The 17,503-nt window shown below is 29.7% G+C and carries 21 protein-coding genes; all 21 read right to left on the bottom strand.

The window, feature by feature from the left end:
- Nucleotides 1–27: 27 nt before the first annotated feature.
- Nucleotides 28–624, bottom strand: coding sequence for a hypothetical protein (locus tag P3875_RS01160; protein WP_303444426.1), 597 nt, complete (start codon nt 622–624; stop codon nt 28–30).
- Entirely contained in the window at nt 624–1,607 is a 984-nt protein-coding gene (locus P3875_RS01165; RefSeq protein WP_303444427.1) for an RHS repeat domain-containing protein, read from the bottom strand. The genes P3875_RS01160 and P3875_RS01165 overlap by 1 nt, the downstream gene beginning before the upstream one ends.
- A gap of 614 nt (nt 1,608–2,221) precedes the next feature.
- Nucleotides 2,222–2,599: a hypothetical protein gene (locus tag P3875_RS01170; protein ID WP_303444428.1), complete on the bottom strand. Its 378-nt coding sequence runs from the start codon at nt 2,597–2,599 to the stop codon at nt 2,222–2,224.
- A gap of 862 nt (nt 2,600–3,461) precedes the next feature.
- Nucleotides 3,462–3,911 (bottom strand): hypothetical protein, encoded by a 450-nt coding sequence (locus tag P3875_RS01175; RefSeq protein WP_303444429.1) that lies wholly within the window; start codon nt 3,909–3,911, stop codon nt 3,462–3,464.
- Between the two features lie 2 nt (nt 3,912–3,913).
- Nucleotides 3,914–4,165: a hypothetical protein gene (locus P3875_RS01180; RefSeq protein ID WP_303444430.1), complete on the bottom strand. Its 252-nt coding sequence runs from the start codon at nt 4,163–4,165 to the stop codon at nt 3,914–3,916.
- 7 nt (nt 4,166–4,172) lie between these two features.
- Nucleotides 4,173–4,901 carry an RHS repeat domain-containing protein gene (locus P3875_RS12125; protein ID WP_317622829.1) on the bottom strand — a complete coding sequence of 243 codons (729 nt, stop codon included), beginning with the start codon at nt 4,899–4,901 and terminating at the stop codon, nt 4,173–4,175.
- Nucleotides 4,902–5,450: 549 nt separating this feature from the next.
- Nucleotides 5,451–5,900: a hypothetical protein gene (locus tag P3875_RS01190; RefSeq protein ID WP_303444431.1), complete on the bottom strand. Its 450-nt coding sequence runs from the start codon at nt 5,898–5,900 to the stop codon at nt 5,451–5,453.
- A 5-nt stretch (nt 5,901–5,905) separates the two neighbouring features.
- Nucleotides 5,906–6,883: an RHS repeat-associated core domain-containing protein gene (locus P3875_RS01195; RefSeq protein WP_303444432.1), complete on the bottom strand. Its 978-nt coding sequence runs from the start codon at nt 6,881–6,883 to the stop codon at nt 5,906–5,908.
- Nucleotides 6,884–7,551: 668 nt separating this feature from the next.
- Nucleotides 7,552–8,673: an RHS repeat domain-containing protein gene (locus P3875_RS01200; protein WP_303444434.1), complete on the bottom strand. Its 1,122-nt coding sequence runs from the start codon at nt 8,671–8,673 to the stop codon at nt 7,552–7,554.
- 329 nt (nt 8,674–9,002) lie between these two features.
- Nucleotides 9,003–9,464 (bottom strand): hypothetical protein, encoded by a 462-nt coding sequence (locus tag P3875_RS01205; protein ID WP_303444435.1) that lies wholly within the window; start codon nt 9,462–9,464, stop codon nt 9,003–9,005.
- Between the two features lie 8 nt (nt 9,465–9,472).
- Nucleotides 9,473–10,660, bottom strand: a complete 1,188-nt coding sequence (locus P3875_RS01210; RefSeq protein WP_303444436.1) for an RHS repeat domain-containing protein — start codon at nt 10,658–10,660, stop codon at nt 9,473–9,475.
- A 413-nt stretch (nt 10,661–11,073) separates the two neighbouring features.
- Nucleotides 11,074–11,370, bottom strand: a complete 297-nt coding sequence (locus P3875_RS01215) for an STAS-like domain-containing protein (RefSeq protein WP_303444437.1) — start codon at nt 11,368–11,370, stop codon at nt 11,074–11,076.
- An 83-nt stretch (nt 11,371–11,453) separates the two neighbouring features.
- Nucleotides 11,454–12,326 (bottom strand): hypothetical protein, encoded by an 873-nt coding sequence (locus P3875_RS01220; protein WP_303444438.1) that lies wholly within the window; start codon nt 12,324–12,326, stop codon nt 11,454–11,456.
- Between the two features lie 134 nt (nt 12,327–12,460).
- Nucleotides 12,461–12,685: a hypothetical protein gene (locus P3875_RS01225; RefSeq protein ID WP_303444439.1), complete on the bottom strand. Its 225-nt coding sequence runs from the start codon at nt 12,683–12,685 to the stop codon at nt 12,461–12,463.
- Nucleotide 12,686: 1 nt separating this feature from the next.
- Nucleotides 12,687–13,652 carry a hypothetical protein gene (locus tag P3875_RS01230; protein WP_303444440.1) on the bottom strand — a complete coding sequence of 322 codons (966 nt, stop codon included), beginning with the start codon at nt 13,650–13,652 and terminating at the stop codon, nt 12,687–12,689.
- Between the two features lie 19 nt (nt 13,653–13,671).
- On the bottom strand, nt 13,672–14,388 hold the full coding sequence (locus P3875_RS01235) for an ATP-dependent Clp protease proteolytic subunit (RefSeq protein WP_303444441.1): 717 nt from the start codon (nt 14,386–14,388) through the stop codon (nt 13,672–13,674).
- Entirely contained in the window at nt 14,381–14,695 is a 315-nt protein-coding gene (locus P3875_RS01240; protein ID WP_303444442.1) for a hypothetical protein, read from the bottom strand. Before P3875_RS01240 ends, P3875_RS01235 begins: the two co-directional genes overlap by 8 nt.
- Nucleotides 14,696–14,711: 16 nt before the next feature.
- On the bottom strand, nt 14,712–14,903 hold the full coding sequence (locus P3875_RS01245) for a hypothetical protein (RefSeq protein WP_303444443.1): 192 nt from the start codon (nt 14,901–14,903) through the stop codon (nt 14,712–14,714).
- A gap of 112 nt (nt 14,904–15,015) precedes the next feature.
- Nucleotides 15,016–15,582: a hypothetical protein gene (locus P3875_RS01250; RefSeq protein ID WP_303444445.1), complete on the bottom strand. Its 567-nt coding sequence runs from the start codon at nt 15,580–15,582 to the stop codon at nt 15,016–15,018.
- Nucleotides 15,560–15,880 (bottom strand): terminase gpP N-terminus-related DNA-binding protein, encoded by a 321-nt coding sequence (locus tag P3875_RS01255; RefSeq protein ID WP_303444446.1) that lies wholly within the window; start codon nt 15,878–15,880, stop codon nt 15,560–15,562. The genes P3875_RS01250 and P3875_RS01255 overlap by 23 nt, the downstream gene beginning before the upstream one ends.
- A gap of 654 nt (nt 15,881–16,534) precedes the next feature.
- Nucleotides 16,535–17,494, bottom strand: coding sequence for a hypothetical protein (locus P3875_RS01260; protein ID WP_303444447.1), 960 nt, complete (start codon nt 17,492–17,494; stop codon nt 16,535–16,537).
- Nucleotides 17,495–17,503: the final 9 nt, after the last annotated feature.

Consider the following 17,503-nt stretch of genomic DNA (forward strand, 5'->3'; position numbering starts at 1 on the left):
ATACGTTTGTAAAGAGGCTGTTGTGGTTTATTCTGATTTTTCTAATAAATAAGTTTGGATAATACCATTTTGTGATCGAGGAATTATACTATTTCCTTTTATCAACCACACTTCGTTTATAAATACTCTCCTACCTGTAGACTTAATACTGAAAACATTACTATTTTTATCTTTAATACTATGAGTTGGAGATCTAAAACTATTCTTATTTGTTATATAAAACGCTTTGATATCACACCTCTTTATTTTTGTAGTGTCCCACTGATCTTTTAGGACAATTTCTTTATTATCATCTAATATCAAATGTAAGTCATAAGAGAAAAAAGTTTTATCATACCTGCTAACTTTAAAAAACAATTTGTTTTTTTTTATGTTCCTTTTTTCATCTACATCAAAAATATCAGTATTTTGAAAACTATTAAGAATTAAACTATCATTAGATATCTTGTAAGTTCCTTTAGTTTCATAACTTGAAAAGTGAAAGTTTAATTTATATGTAAATTCATTGTTGTTTAATTCAATACTCTCATAAAAATGACTTGCTCTATAAACATATAAACCGTTATCAATAGTCATTGATCCGAATATAATATAAACTAATATTAAATATATACTTAATTTCATTATTTCCTTTTTTTAACACCCTTATTGTAATCTTTTTCCCAACCAATATACACTTCAGGAGCTGCAGCTCCACTTTTACCTGCTTCAATTGTTGCTTTTCTCATTGCTTTTCCTTCTTTTGAAGATAAGCTTAAGGACGATTGATGCATTCCTTGATAAATTTGTGGATTCTGCTTTTTTCCAAAATCAATAATATCAGAATCCATGTAATATGGTGGTGCAGCTGGATTAAATTGTTTTACACCTCCTTCTAATATATATTGTCGATTATATCCTGCAGTTTCATCTCCGATATCGTTTAGAGTTGACTGATCATCTCTTCTAAACGAAGTTTTACCTTTTTCAAACTGAAATCCATGCATTAGCTCATGACCTATAACTGAATATGAAGCAGTTGTTCCCATACCAATATCTACTGCATTTGTTCCAAAATTATAATTTACATAACCAGAATTTCCTTTATTGGTTTTATCATAAAATACATTATAAACTTGTTCAGAATCTTCTAATGCTTTTATTTCATTTTGAGCACCCTCCAAAAAAGTTATAAATTTATTTCCAATTTCCGCATCAATCTGACGATCCTTCATCATTCCTCGAACAGACGCTATATCACTACTTAGTTTTTCCTTTTGTTTTTTTACAATTTCATCTGGGTCTAATACTTGCATACCATCGGGATCAATAAAATAAATAGGATTATTTAAGGCGTATCCATATGGAGTTACATTCCAATACTGTTCCGCCAGCGGATCCACATTCAACCATCTTCCAATTGCAGCATCGTAATTACGTGCGCCAAAGTCATATAAATCTAAACCTAATTCGTTGTTTAATTCTTTACCGCCATAAGCGTATTTATACTTATTGGTAGCACTATAATCGGCATATTCATTGTATCCTTTATGTTTTAACCCAAACGGATAATAGTTGTTTTGCCTCCACTTTTTATTTGTATGTTTTGGTCTCGGCGAACCTCGCAAGCTCGGTTTCTTCTAATATCTCTGTTGCAAGATTAATTGTTCCATTACCGTCGCAATCTGCATAACTTAAGCTTACACTCACTGCGTTCGGGTCTCTTCAACGAAAGCTTTCTCAAAGCTTTGTCTCGTGAATCAAAATGATCTTTGTATTGATAAACGTAAAGATACGAATTTGTTCCGTTTGGTTTTACATGTCCTTCGGCATGCGGGAAAAACTGCAATTGTCCGTTTAAATGCTGAAACCGTACAGGTAATCGATGGTTTGTGTCGCATCACTGTTTGGTTGTAATTGCTTTTATAGTTAAATCAATCCTTTTTAGACTGTCTAAAAGATATGTTTGTGATTGGAAGAGGGGAGACAACCCAACTTTTCATTGACAGAGGGGAGCTTTTGTTTAAAACGCCTTCTTACTAGAATGTCAACTTTTATTGCAATTTTTGATAGGGTATTACTGCTTTCTTATTAAAGTCGAAACTATTAAATGTGCAACAGCAGTAAAGTGTTTTTAGTAAAACAGCCTCAATACGTTTGTAAAGAGGCTGTTGTTTAGTTATTTAATATAGCACGAGCAAGATGCTCGCGCCATCGGGTATTAAATCTGCGTGAGTGAGTATTACTCGTAAACTTTACCTTCACATTCCCACTTTACTACTATTACCGTATCTTTTTTATGGATTGAAAAAGTTAATTCACCTTTACGTTTAATAATGGTATCACCTTTTTCTAAAATATCAGCATAATTCCCTAAGGCTCGAGTTCCATCATCACAAATACAATCTTCTCCAGTAATTAGATGTTTCCCTTCTGATTTCAACCTATATGATTCCAAAGTAGGAAGCCTTTCAAATATTTGAAGACATTCTATTTCTCTAAATGCTTTAGCGTCATCTTCACAACTACCCTCTAGTGAAAATTCTTTAGAAATTTTATTACACGATCCTGCAAGAAAAACAAACAAACTTAAAATAACTATTTTTTTTAAAAATTCCATGTGTTATACGCGTTTTTAATATTTTTAATACCGTTACTTAATTTAAAAGACTGTCCGTGTGAACGTTGAACACCCCCACCAATGCCAGTACCAAAATTAATCATTGTTGTTTTTACTCCACCTTTTCTATTTGTATGTTTTGGTCTCGGCGAACCTCGCAAGCTCGGTTTCTTCTAATATCTCTGTTGCAGGATTAATTGTTCCATCACCGTTGCAATCTGCATAGCTTAACCGTACACTCACTGCGTTCGGGTCTCTTCAACGAAAGTTTTCTCAAAGCTTTGTCTCGTGAATCAAAATGATCTTTGTATTGATAAACGTAAAGATACGAATTTGTTCCGTTTGGTTTTACATATCTTTCGGCATGTGGAAAAAACTGTAATTGTCCGTTTAAATGCTGAAACCGTACAGGTAATCGATGGTTTGTGTCGCATCACTGTTTGGTTGTAATTGATTTTATAGTTAAATCAATCCTTTTTAGACTGTCTAAAAGAAATGTTTGTGATTGGAAGAGGTGAGACAACCCAACTTTTCATTAACAGGGGGGAACTTTTGTTTAAAACGCCCACTTACTAGAATGTCAACTTTTATTGCAGATTTTTGGAAGGGTATCAAAAGCACACTTAATACGTCCTTATAAAAGTCGAAACTATTAAATGTGCAACAGCAGTAAATTGTTTTATAGTAAAACAGCCTCAATACGTTTGTAAAGAAGCTGTTGGTTTTTATAGGCACGGATTACAAATCCGCGCCATCGGGGTTTATTAATTATAAATAAGTCATTACTAGTTTACAAACCCAGCCTTTTTTAAGTATCATGAAATATATGTAGAACCAATACTGAAACTTTTAAATATTGGTATTATTCTACACTCATAAGACTATCTGCTTTTATGGTATTCATTTTGACAGAGATACCTTTTCTATAATAATCTGCTAAAATTTTTCTACATCTATAACTATTATTCACTGCACCTTTATTTAATAAGTATATTAAAAAGTTCTGCTCTTCTTTATCTAATTTTTCAATGTAATTGTAGTTCAAAGTATCATTAAATTTTATTTTTAAATAAGTTTCAAAAAAATCTTCATAGCCTACTTTATCACTATCCATTATTTTTAATGAATGAGGTAATATTTCAAAATAATTATCGTCTGTATCATAATAATTTGTCAATTTTATATATGCTGTAAGATCATTATTTTTAAACACTTCCACCTTATTATGTGAGAGGACACTATTTTCACTAATTGATCTTTCCTTACATGACAATATTGTAAGAAAAAGAGTTAAAACAAATATATTTTTCATAATTATTTTTTTAATATACCATTATTGTAAATTACCCATTTACCGTCATCTTTCATCTTATTCCAAATTCCAAGAAGATTATTTGTCGGTGCTTTTACATTAACATACGGATTAATTTTGGAAAATTCTTTAGCAAACCCGTTTCCTGTCTTACAGGCATTTATATTAACATTTATGATTGTTTTATTATCATATGATTGCTTGTATAAAAGATTGTTCTCATACAAATATTTATGTAGAGCTTTAGGTTCCATTGATCCATTAGGAGTACTTAATAATATTTTTATTACCATGTGAATTAATAGCTATAGTATTACTATTAGCCCCTCCATCATTAAAATATTCCGCACCTTTTCTTAAATGACTATCAGCTTCTTTGTAAAAAAAGTTATAATTATTATCTTGCTCAGCGGTTTCTTTCTTCCAAATTTCTTTACCTCTAGCTTTATCCAATTCATTATTACTTTTTTTACTATTTTGATTATTACTACTATTGTTATTAATTGTATTTCCTCCACTAGACGTTACCTGATTTGCTTTATACTCCGAATTCGGATAAAACCCGCTATGATCTGCTGCACCACCAAATTCACTTATATTTATATCATAATATCCGTTATTAAAAGTAAGATTTTCTTTAACAGCATTATTGACAGCATTGGAAACAGTACTTTGCATCCCATCAGGGTCAACAAAATAAATAGGGTTATTATAGGCATAATTATAAGGTGTCCAACGTCTTGAATTTTCCGCTAGCGGATCAACATTCAACCAACGCCCAATAGCAGCATCGTAATTACGTGCGCCAAAATCATATAAATCTAATCCTAATTCGTTGTTTAATTCTTTACCGCCATAAGCGTATTTGTATTTGTTGATTATGCTGTAATCTGCCGATTCATTGTATCCTTTATGTTTTAACCCAAACGGATAATAGTTGTTTTGCCTCCACTTTTTATTTGTATGTTTTGGTCTCGGCGAACCTCGCAAGCTCGGTTTCTTCTAATATCTCTGTTGCAAGATTAATTGTTCCATTACCGTCGCAATCTGCATAACTTAAGCTTACACTCACTGCGTTCGGGTCTCTTCAACGAAAGCTTTCTCAAAGCTTTGTCTCGTGAATCAAAATGATCTTTGTATTGATAAACGTAAAGATACGAATTTGTTCCGTTTGGTTTTACATGTCCTTCGGCATGCGGGAAAAACTGCAATTGTCCGTTTAAATGCTGAAACCGTACAGGTAATCGATGGTTTGTGTCGCATCACTGTTTGGTTGTAATTGCTTTTATAGTTAAATCAATCCTTTTTAGACTGTCTAAAAGATATGTTTGTGATTGGAAGAGGGGAGACAACCCAACTTTTCATTGACAGAGGGGAGCTTTTGTTTAAAACGCCTTCTTACTAGAATGTCAACTTTTATTGCAATTTTTGATAGGGTATTACTGCTTTCTTATTAAAGTCGAAACTATTAAATGTGCAACAGCAGTAAAGTGTTTTTAGTAAAACAGCCTCAATACGTTTGTAAAGAGGCTGTTGGTTTTAATTACCGTTGTATTCAATTGTCCAATTTAAACTATCTAAATCGTCAATATCTAAAGTGTATTTTTTGTTGTAAAGATTCCTCGCATGTATGCCTTCCCAACCATATTTATTAACGCTATCTTTTTTGATGATATATAATCTTATTTTTTTATCTTTTGAAGAATTAATAAATCTATTCCAAGAAATTGGTCTTTCATTTAAATTAGATGTAGTGTCTGCTTTTATTGTTGACAAAAATAATGATGTTATATCAATACGTTCATATTTTTTGCCTTTTTCGATTTCATTTGCAATTAAAAGTTTTTTTAAATCAAAAATCTCTTCATTTCGAGATAAACTACAAATTAATTCAGACTCACTATTATTAATAATCATAATATCATACATCCCTGTCTTATCACAGCCATACAAAGAAAAAATTGCAAATAAAATAATAAGTTTTTTCATAATATTTAGGGTTTATAATTTGGATGTTGTTGGTAACCTCCTTTTAAGCTTTGTAATATTAATTCATTTACATATCTATCATCAATTAAGTTTTCTTTCAAAAAGCCTTTATTAAAGTCAAAATAATATGCCGCTAAAGTACTTGCTTGTATTTCACTCCAATGTTTTTGATGACCTTCATAATCTGTTTGAAGAAAATCAATAAAACTTGATATTGCCACATAATCATATTGTATGGTACCTCCCATCAATCTTTGTAAAAAATGTCCATATTCATGCATAAGTAACCTTCCTGTACTTGAATCTAATCCAAGAGTTTTATATCTATTCCAAGATGCCTGTGAAATATTAATCATTCCCTTAAAAAAGCTTGCTTCTTTAAAATCGCCTGGAATCACATTTACAGGTGCTCCAAAAAAAGTTGGTATTTTAACGCCTAAAACGCTTATGGTACCAATACCTTTGTTATTCGCTCCTTTATTTTTTCCGCTACCATCACCGTTTCCGCCACCATCACCATTGTCATCAGTTGGTGCGTCTAAAAACAAGTATGATTTTTCTAATGTTGCTTTAATATTCTCTGCAAATGACTCTCCTACAAGTTGTCCATTTTCAAAACTAAATGTTGTAGTTCCACTACCAGCTTTATTAAACAAATCAGCAATTGTAATATTTTTCTGACTATCAGCTCCACTCGGATCACTCCAATATACCGGGTTATTATCAAACGCACTGTACGGTGAATAATCATGGTGTACAACAGGATCTTGAACTACCCAACGCCCGATAGCAGGATCTAACTGACGAAGATCCATTTCGTAAATATTCAGACCAAAAGCATCCTCATATTCCTTACCGTTTAACTTATATTTATAACCATCGCCCGATAAATTGTTGTATCCTTGGTGTTTTAAACCAAATGGGTAGTAGTTGTTTTGCCTCCACTTTTTATTTGTATGTTTTGGTCTCGGCGAACCTCGCAAGCTCGGTTTCTTCTAATATCTCTGTTGCAGGATTAATTGTTCCATCACCGTTGCAATCTGCATAGCTTAAGCTTACACTCACTGCGTTCGGGTCTCTTCAACGAAAGTTTTCTCAAAGCTTTGTCTCGTGAATCAAAATGATCTTTGTACTGATAAACGTAAAGATACGTATTATTTGTATTTCTTTTTACATATCCCTCTACATGTGGAAAGGTTTGTAACGTTTTTTATAAAACAGCCTCAATACGTTTGTAAAGAGGCTGTTTGTGGTTTATTTATATATTTTAAAAAATGTAGGCAATTTATCATTAAACGTCATTAAAATTAATGGAGCTAACAATATGCCTAAAAGATTACATACGAATGAAAAATCAAAAAACAAATCTACACCACCTCTGTTAAAGATGGAGATTATAAATGAAATAATAAGAAAAACAATAACATTTATAATAATTAAAGATTTCACCCTAATTTTTTTTATTACAAAATAAATTATGAACAAAAACGGATAATAATAAATTAACCTCATAATATTTATATACAATATAAATTCTATATAGTTTTTTCCGAAAATAACAGTCAAAAGATATATCATTGTTGCTATAAATACCTCAAAAATCCAAATAACAATTAAAATTCTTAATAAATCTAATTTACTTTTAAAAAAATTATTCTTCATATAATCCATCAATTAACGCTTTTCCTAAAATCACTCTATGTTTATAACTACCAAAATTAAAATTTTCACCTCCATCAAAATATTTGTTCATGATTTTCTTCACATCTCCTTTTGAATATTTCATTGTAGATGATACGTTATCTATTATATAATTCATATCCGCATCAGATAAATCATTTCGTTGTTTATATTCTGGCATAAAACTACTTAATTTTGTCTGTTCATACTCAACCATTGCATAATCAAGTTCTCTGCCTCTTTTTCCTTCAAAAGAAACAAACTCTCCTTCTGCACTATAAAAACCTCCCTCTAACTTACCGTTTTTAATAAGATCTTTAGCGTTTTTCATATTATAAGAGAACAAATATTCATTTCCTTCCTTTAAAAATTTCTCAGATGAATCTTTAATAGTACCTAAATTAATCCATTCTGCTGCTCCAACTCCTACAAACCTTGTTACTATATCTGCCGCTTCAAACCATTTACTTTTATTACTTAACTTGCTATTTGCCCAATTGTAGTAATCGTTTCTTTGAGAAATTGTCTGATACGCAGATGAATTTAATTTGTTTGTATTGTAAATAGCAGCTGAATTAAATGATTTTGAATCTCCCCAATACCATTGTGAATTTGTTCTTTGGACCCACCATGGCACAGGTTCTTTACCATCTTCATCAACAAATATAAGCGGATTATTTAATGCGTAATTGTACGGAGAATATGCATTCATCTTCTCCGCGAGCGGATCCACATTCAACCATCTACCAATAGCAGCATCGTAATTACGTGCTCCAAAATCATATAAATCTAATCCTAATTCGTCGTTTAATTCTTTACCGCCATAAGCGTATTTATACTTATTGGTAGCACTATAATCGGCATATTCATTGTATCCTTTATGTTTTAACCCAAACGGATAGTAATTATTTTCTTCTATAATCTCAGTTACCTGTATTACACCGTCTTTTAGATATTCTAGTGTTGGGTGGTTTCTATATCCGTCACGGTAGGTTAAACGTATATTTCCTAAATGATCTTTGTATTGATACGTATAAAGGTATTGATTATTTTTAAATTCTACATAACCCTCAGCATGCGGGAAAAACTGCAATGCTCCGTTTAAATGCTGAAACCGTACAGGTAATCGATGGTTTGTGTCGCATCACTGTTTGGTTGTAATTGCTTTTATAGTTAAATCAATCCTTTTTAGACTGTCTAAAAGATATGTTTGTGATTGGAAGAGGGGAGACAACCCAACTTTTCATTAACAGGGGGGAGCTTTTGTTTAAAACGCTCACTTACTAGAAAGTCAACTTTTATTGCAATTTTTGATAGGGTATTACTGCTTTCTTATTAAAGTCGAAACTATTAAATGTGCAACAGCAGTAAATTGTTTTATAGTAAAACAGCCTCAATACGTTTGTAAAGAAGCTGTTGTTATTATTTATTGATAACGATTATCTTTTTCCAGAATACAGACTCAGAAACTTCTGAATCTTTCTTACCATCCGTCCAAATTGAATCTAAAACAATTCGATCTTTAACAATTCCTGATATATAGTAGGTGCCTGTTTTGCTAAAATTAATTTCTTTTAGTTTAATTTTATGAGCATCATAAACAAGTACACTATCTTTTCTATTCTGATAAATATCTTTTTCTAAATAAGGAATTGTATCTAGTACGTAATAAGATATTATCCAACGAAGTTTTGATTCAACATTAAGTTGTTCTGTAAATTTATCATGATTTACATCTTTATAATCTATGACACTTTGATATGAAGTATGTAAAGATACAGTGTCTGTAATTAAAAAATCTTGTTCTGTTCTTTCATTATTAGATTTTTTATCACAGGCGAAGAACAAAACTATTATGATAATAAAAAAAGCTGTTTTTTTCATCTATTATTTTATTTAGGTAATTGATTCATAGAATCTTGTTTCATCATTTTTATATATTCTGGAACTTGACTTTCGTAAACGGGCTCAACATAATGAGTACGTGGAACTACCGTATTAGTACTTTCATCAAGTATAAAATTTCTTAATTGAATTTTTATTATTTTTTGTTTATCTTTCGTCGTGGTATTTTCTTCTGAAGAACTTGTATCACTTTTAGGTTTAGTTACGGTTATATTAAGGTTGCTTCGTATATTACCGTTTCTGGTATCAATTCCACCTAATATCTCTCTTACTCTTGCCCACCAATATTTAGCCAATGTTTGAGTGATCACCTGATCGTAGTTCATTGAAGCATCTACTACACTACGTTTTCTTGAGTTGGGTTTAAACCCAGGATCATCTTTCATTTTACCCCAAATATTAAACATACCACCTGTTTCAATAAACTTCCAAAAACCCCCATCACTTTTTTTAGATGATGAACTTTCGGGTCCACCACCACCTGCTGATTCAGTAATATCAGATATCCATTCTCCATCCATTTCATAAACCTTTAAAATTTTGTCTCCTAATTGTGAAATCATGCTACTACCTGTATCAATATACCAATGTCCATCTCCAGCTTCATTATCATACATTATTGATGATCCAAACAATCCACGACTTAACTGATAATAACGAGCAGCAGCATAACTCTCGAACAATCCCGAAGCATCTTGCCAAAACACAGGATTATTAAACCCGTAACGATACGGTGTAAAGTCAGGCGCCAACTCAGCCAGCGGATCTACAACATTAAACCTTCCTAACGCACTGTCGTAATGTCTAAAGTCGGTCTCTGTTACATTAAGCGCAAAGCTGTCTTCGTATTCTTTGTTTAAGAACTTATATTTATAACCTGCTCCCGGTAAATTGTTGTACCCTTCATGTTTTAAACCAAACGGGTAATAGTTGTTTTCTTCTACAATTTCGTTAGCCGGGTTTATGGTTCCATCGTTATTCAAATCGGCATATACTAATCGGTTGTTACCTAAATGGTCTTTGTAAATATAATGATAAACATAATTACCAGCATTGTTTTTAACATATCCCTCTGCATGCGGAAAGGTTTGTAACGTGCCATTTTCGTATTCAAAACCAAACAAATAATCGATGGTTTGTGTCGCACCACTGTTTGATTGTATAACCTTCTTCATTTTTGTGCCTGTGGCATCGTAGGTATACGTAATTGTTTCTGTGGCAAAGGTAATTGCTACGGGTAAGTTTAAATAGTTGTAGGTTATGTTGGTAATACCTTTGTTTTTGTCGGTTTAAAATCCCCCTTTTTTAATTTGAGATAGTCCCCGAATTTTCCGCCTTTTATATTTTAACCACCGTATTATTTTCTACAAAAAAAGTTGACAAACCCAACAAAACTGTTGTAAACAACAAAAAAGCCTTACATTTCTGTAAGGCTAAATTTTTTTAGTGGTCCCACCTGTACGAATATTTTAATATATAATTAACTAATATTCAGAACTTTAATTAGTGGTTTTGAATTTAGGTATCAATACAGTATCATAAAATAAAAAATGCAAAACACCTAAAAATTAACTATCATAAATTGTAATTATACTAATTGAGTAAACTTATTAATATAAGAACTTATAATATCATATTGCTTTTTAGTACACTTATAAGCTATTTTTCTTTTATAATTTTCATATCCGAATCTATCAATATATTGACCTATTGAACTATTCAAAAAAGAAGTTGAAAACCCCATATTTTTATCTAAACTCAATATAACTCTTTCATTTTCATGTTTAATTAACAATGAAAATAATTTAAATCCCTCAGAATTTGCGCCTGTATTGTCTACTATATCACTTAATGATATAGCAACATCTTTTTCTAAATGTAGCATAATAAAAGGTTTAAATAATTGATATACTTACTATTGTGTTCGACAAATATATAAATGTTTTAGATTATTCATTCATAAATAAATCAAAAATTATCAAAAAACTCAATTTCTTCATCATCTTCCTCAAGTTTTCTTGTGTCAATGTTTATATTAATTAACGTTCCAATAAAAGTTGTGTTTAAATCCTGTGCAACACCATTAAACCCTGTATAATAATAACCTTTATTTGAAAAAATCTGTACATTACCTAATTTATTTTGACATATATCTATGATTGAATTCAGTCCTAAACCTGCATTATGAGGTTTAGATTTTGCTGTAACTTTTAGCTCTGTACTTAATTTTATTGCTTCACCATCACTTAAAACCGATTCATTTTTACTTATTCTCATATTATTAATTGTAGATGGTATACCAACTCCCAAATCACAAATTGAATAAGAAATCTGATTTATATTTGGATAATATTGAGTAATTACAAAACCTCCTATTTGTGATTCAGCATGATCGAAAATATTATTAAATATCTCATACAAATTTGATTGTACAAATAATAGATTTTTATTATTAAAGTGATTTTGCAAAAAAGATTGAGCAAAAGTAGAGTAACTATATCCCTCTGCTTGTTTTATATTCCAAAGTGGAATTGTGGTACTATTTTTAGGCGTAAAAAAATTACCTCTATTATTTAATTTAAAATAATCCTCAAAATTAATGTTGTTTAAATGATATTGTATTTTTGGACTAATATTTTTAAATTCAATAATTACATTTTTTTTGTAAAAGTACTCAAGATAACAAGCTAATAAAACTAAATTCCTTGTTTCTAAAAAAGTAACATTCTGAAAATCAACAATAAGTTTTTTTGTTGTTTCAATATATGGTAATATTTCATTTGAGATATTTAACCACCTCAATATATTGTCTTTAGTGGGTAAAGTTATAATTGTAGTCATAGTGTTTATAAATGTGTGTGTGAATTTAACTAAAATAAAAAAGATAGCATTATAATACTATCTTTTTATTTTAGTTAACCAATATTTACAATACTATTACGAAAATCACTATCTAAACAGATATACGTCGGTTATTATCCAATTAAATAATCTTGATTTATTATTGAATTAATTTCTTTTTTCAAATCTAATGCTAACGATATTGTATTTTTAATATCATTTATTTCAATAATTCCAAAGCTTGCATTTTTTTCTATTGCTTCAATGCCAAATAAAGCAAGCTTTAAAATACTTTCTTGCTTATTACACAAATCATTTTGTTGTGTTATTTCTGTCGGTTTATTTATTTCTGTATTCATTTTATTTAAATTTATTTCCTAAAGTAATTTCCTGTCTAATTCCGTTAATATTAAATGTTTTACTAACTCCCTCAACATAATATATACCGTTTCTTCCATCAAGCAAAGAACTATCAAGCTGTACTTTCATGCCGTGTTTTACTGTTGGTGTACCAAAGGTAGTAAACGAACCATCAAACCGATCCTGTTTAAACCGTTCGTATTCTTTTTGTGCCAACTCTTTTAATTCTGCTACTGCTGTTATGTTATAAAACCCTAAATTAACCTCGTTTCCATCTTTATCCCCAATATTCTCAACTGTTATTTTTTTACCATTATACAACGTTGATATGGCTTTTATTTTTACTTTTATATCTTCTTTTCTACGGTAATTTAATGAAGTACTAACACAATTCCTTTCTAAATGAAAGGGTATAATCGGGCTTTCTGTCATTGCCGAATAGTATTTACCACAAAAAACAGTTTTACCATCTACCCATGTTTTTAAATTTAAATCACTTGAATTTAATTTATCTAAAACCGCACCTACTGTTGTATTTGCATATCTAACAGATCCTAAATTGACACCCTCTAAAACATTTATTTCATAATTTGGAATAATTGATTTTAGCAAATTTTCAAGACTTGTATTTTTAGAAGAAAAATTAACAGGTAGTTTTTTAATTTTAAACATTTCATCTTCAAACTCAATATTTATAGGTATATCATAATTAACACGTGTTATATATCCTGTAAATTCTTCTTTAAGAATACCATTATACCCCCAATAAATAGCAATAGCATCGCCAACTTGAAACCAATCATCTAAATTTGCTTTACTTCTAAATAAATTATTTTTTGGAATTGTAAATGAACCTTTTGAAATAAACTCCTTAAAGCTTTTTCTAAATTCTATTTCATTTACTTTATACAATACTTTTTCCGTTTTTCGTTGATCGTTTTTAGATATAACGATCTTACAACACATTGCATATAACATATTTAAATTATTTACCGTAATACGCTGTACTTATGGCTTCAAATCTTTTAGGATCATTAACCATCATATTTTTTAACCCCTCGGGATCTTTTTCAGCCCAATCTTCAAAAGTCCACTTACTAGTAATTTGTTGCCAATAATCTACTTTTACATCACTTACAAGGGCTTTAACTTCCGTTTTATTATCTAGGGTACTATTTTCAATTATTTCATCTAAAAGCCCAATTTGTAAAGCTTCATCTGAATTAAACCAATTATCCCCATTTTTAAACATAGCTTCTATTTCTACATTGCTTTTATTTAATTTACTTGCATAAGCATTAACATAATCAAGCGTTATATTTTTTAGTAGTTTTAAATCATTTTCAATGGTTATATAATCGCCCGATGTAGTCATTTTGGGGCTATGTATCATAAATTGAGAACTTTTAAAAGCTTTAGATTTAAAATGTGCCATAATATAAGTTGATGCACTAGCAGACACACTACCAATTAATAGCGTTACATTATTAAATCGCTTCAATTGGTTTACAATCTCACTCGCTTCAAATACATTACCACCCCTAGAGTTAATATATACTTGCACGTCTTTAGTACCTTTAAAAATTAAATCATCTGTAATTTGACGTATAATATCACTTGAACCAACAATAATTTCATCCGTTATTTTTATAAGATATTCTTTACTGTTTTCATTGATTGCTGTTACTTCAATTCTACTCATTATTTATAAAATTATATGGTTTAACTTCTTCTAAAATCGAGTGTTTGTAATCATTAATGCTTATTAAACTTTCAGTTTTTTCATCATAATAAAACAACTCTTTACCTTGATCGGTTTCTTTGTACTCAACATGTGGTCGCTCCCAATTATGTTTTTTTATGATTGATAAAAGTTCCGTTATACGTTCGCTACATGCTACATCTTGTAAATTGTCTAATAATTTTTTTCGGATAAACACACGTTCATCAAAAGTGAGTACTTGTGTGATATTATTTAAGGCTAATAGGTTTAAATATGGGCTAATCATTTAGTATAGTTATTAGTTATTGCTTTTCAAGTCTAAAAAAAACTATATTTTCAATAGTTTTACTAGACATATAATATTTTTCGCCTAGTTTTTCCAATATAAATTTCATGTTGTATTTCTGTACTCCGTATTCTTTTTCATTAGACATTTTTTCAAAATCCTTTCTTATGTCGTCGTGTCGTTTTAATGTTTTTTCTCGCTTTGCCATTTGTTTTTTGTTTAATTAGATACTTATTTGATACCGAAAATGAATAATAACACCCAAAACACTACAATCCAATACTTTATGTTTTATTATTCTAGTTCCGTAAGGACTATTTCTATTTTTTTAAATGAAATTCAACTACTTTGTTTAAATAGCTGTTTATAATATTAATTCCTGTAATTGCTCTGTAATTTTTTTCTTTACACGCTTTAAACTTACTTACTTTGCTTTTTAAGTAATATTCAAACAATTCATATTCTTTATTGGTTTTATCAATTAAAGAAACTTTTGCTAATTCATAAACAAACATTTTGAATACAACAGTATTTGCACCAACATTGAATTGAACCTCTTTAAATCTCTTTTTAATGCACTTCATTAGATCCTCATACTTTGGGGGTTCAACCTTAACCGTATTTTTATACTGAATATTATTTGCTGTGTATTTTTCATTACAGTTAATTATTTCGGTTTGCCCTTTTCTCATTGGCTGTTTTTTAAACACCTCTAAAGCTAACTTGTATGAGTTTATACGTTTGCCATCGAATACAAAATACCCTTTGTCATTTACTTTTAAAATTCGATTTTTAACAGCATTGAGTACCTCTATATTTTCATTGATCCAAATATTTTTATACTTCGTTGCTTTAAAACCTTTTTCAATTAATTGATCTTTGTTCATCTCTAACCTTTTTTAAATATCTACTTATTGTTGGAATACTTTTATTTAAAACTTTTGCTATTTGTTCAATTTTCATTTTTTTATCTGTAAACATTTCAAAAGCTTTTTTTTCAATTTGTTTGCCCGCTTTTTGTTCTGTCCATTTTTCAGCCTTTTGCCAACTTTCAAGCGTTCTAACTGTAACATTCAATAATTTGCTTATTTCGGCAAAATTTAACCCTAACAAATAATACCTTAAAGCATTTGCCTTATCTTCTAAAGTGTATTTGTTTCTAGTTCTTTTCGTTTTATCACTCATAAAAAATGCTTAATGTGTATAATGATACTTTTTAAAAATTGATGGTATTTAAATAATACTAAAACCAATTAAAACCGAGGTTTTTATAATGATATTTAGCTATGTAATAAATTGATAGTTTATTGATATTTTTAAAAGGACTACCCCCCCTAATTAAAAAACCGAGTAAGAAACCTTTTTGAATACTTGAACAACTACTTTTTTAATGATATAGATATAAATTCAATAGCATTTATTCTACAACTAGGCTCTAAACTAATAGTTATTGCTACTTTATGATATTTTACTTTTAACATGGTGCATTAACTACCTTTTTACTGTTCCCTTTTGGTAAATACCTCCATTCCTAGTAATACAGTAGTTTTATATGCTTACATCTCCCTTTCGGGAGTATCTTACAAGCTACCGAAATAAAAAAAAGCCTGTATAGGTGCTTTTGATTTAAAAAAATGTTTCAAAATATATCAATACAAAATCAAAATACATATAAACAACTGAATAACAGTATTTTAAAAAAGTTACCTAAAGGGGAATTTTTAAAATAAAAAGTGCATTGTATTTTGTATTTAATAAAAATGTATATTTGTTATGTAATTATACTCTCGGTTAGTCCCTTGGTGTGGACATTACTATAAAGCAGACTTTTGTCTGCTTTTATATTTTCATATAATATTGTTTTTCCAAAAGATACAGTTCAACATACTTTTTAACTATCTTTTTTTGAATGCGTATAAACTGTTGTTTAACATTATGCCAATTTTCAACAAACTCTTTTATATTGTAGTAAACACGCCTAGTAATAGTACCGTTTTCAAACTCTTTTTTAAATTTTTCAAGTACTTCAATCGTTCCATTGTAAATAAGATCTTTTGCAATCTCAATTTTAATTTTATGTGTTCCAGTTGGTGCTTGTAGATCACTATAAAAATTTAGCTGATCCCATTCTTTAAAAAACTGATCTTGTAAGGCTTCTAAATTCGACAACTCAATAAACTGTGATAACTCCTTTTTTTCTTGTCTGCGATAAATAGTTTCGATCCTTAACACTCCAAAAGCTTCATGTGAATTACTTATCCTTTTATCTTTCATTTCGTTGTGCTTATCGTATATCTTAAAAACCTTTTTTAAGTCCCTGTGCGATCTTGTAAGTTTCATGCGATCATCTTTTACAATAGGGCTTAAATAAAACGCTTTCGGGTTTAAATATTCATTACCAATACTTAATACTTCATTAATCAATTCCTTTAAATCATTACCAAAAAAGAAACTTATACCTATTTCAAAATGCAAAACACAAAAACCCTCAATATCTAATTCAAGATTTGTAAAAAGTGTTTTTATTGTTTCCTGTGCTTCATTCATAGTAAAAGCATCAAAATTTGTAAGCTTATTTTTACACAGATAATTTTTATACTTATGCAAACTACCCGATATTATAATTTTATCATCGGTAGTAATTTGAACATACAAACCACCACAAAAATTTTTGGTATCCTTATTATTGTACTCTATTCCTTTTTTTGTTTGAATTTTGTCTAAATATGCAATTTTAACCAACCTTTCTAAAACCGTTTGAGGGCTTTTTCTTCGTTCTATTTTAAAATTGTCAATCATTTATTTTTT

The organism is Myroides sp. JBRI-B21084 (assembly GCF_030545015.1).
In the GTDB taxonomy this organism is placed as follows: Bacteria; Bacteroidota; Bacteroidia; order Flavobacteriales; family Flavobacteriaceae; genus Flavobacterium.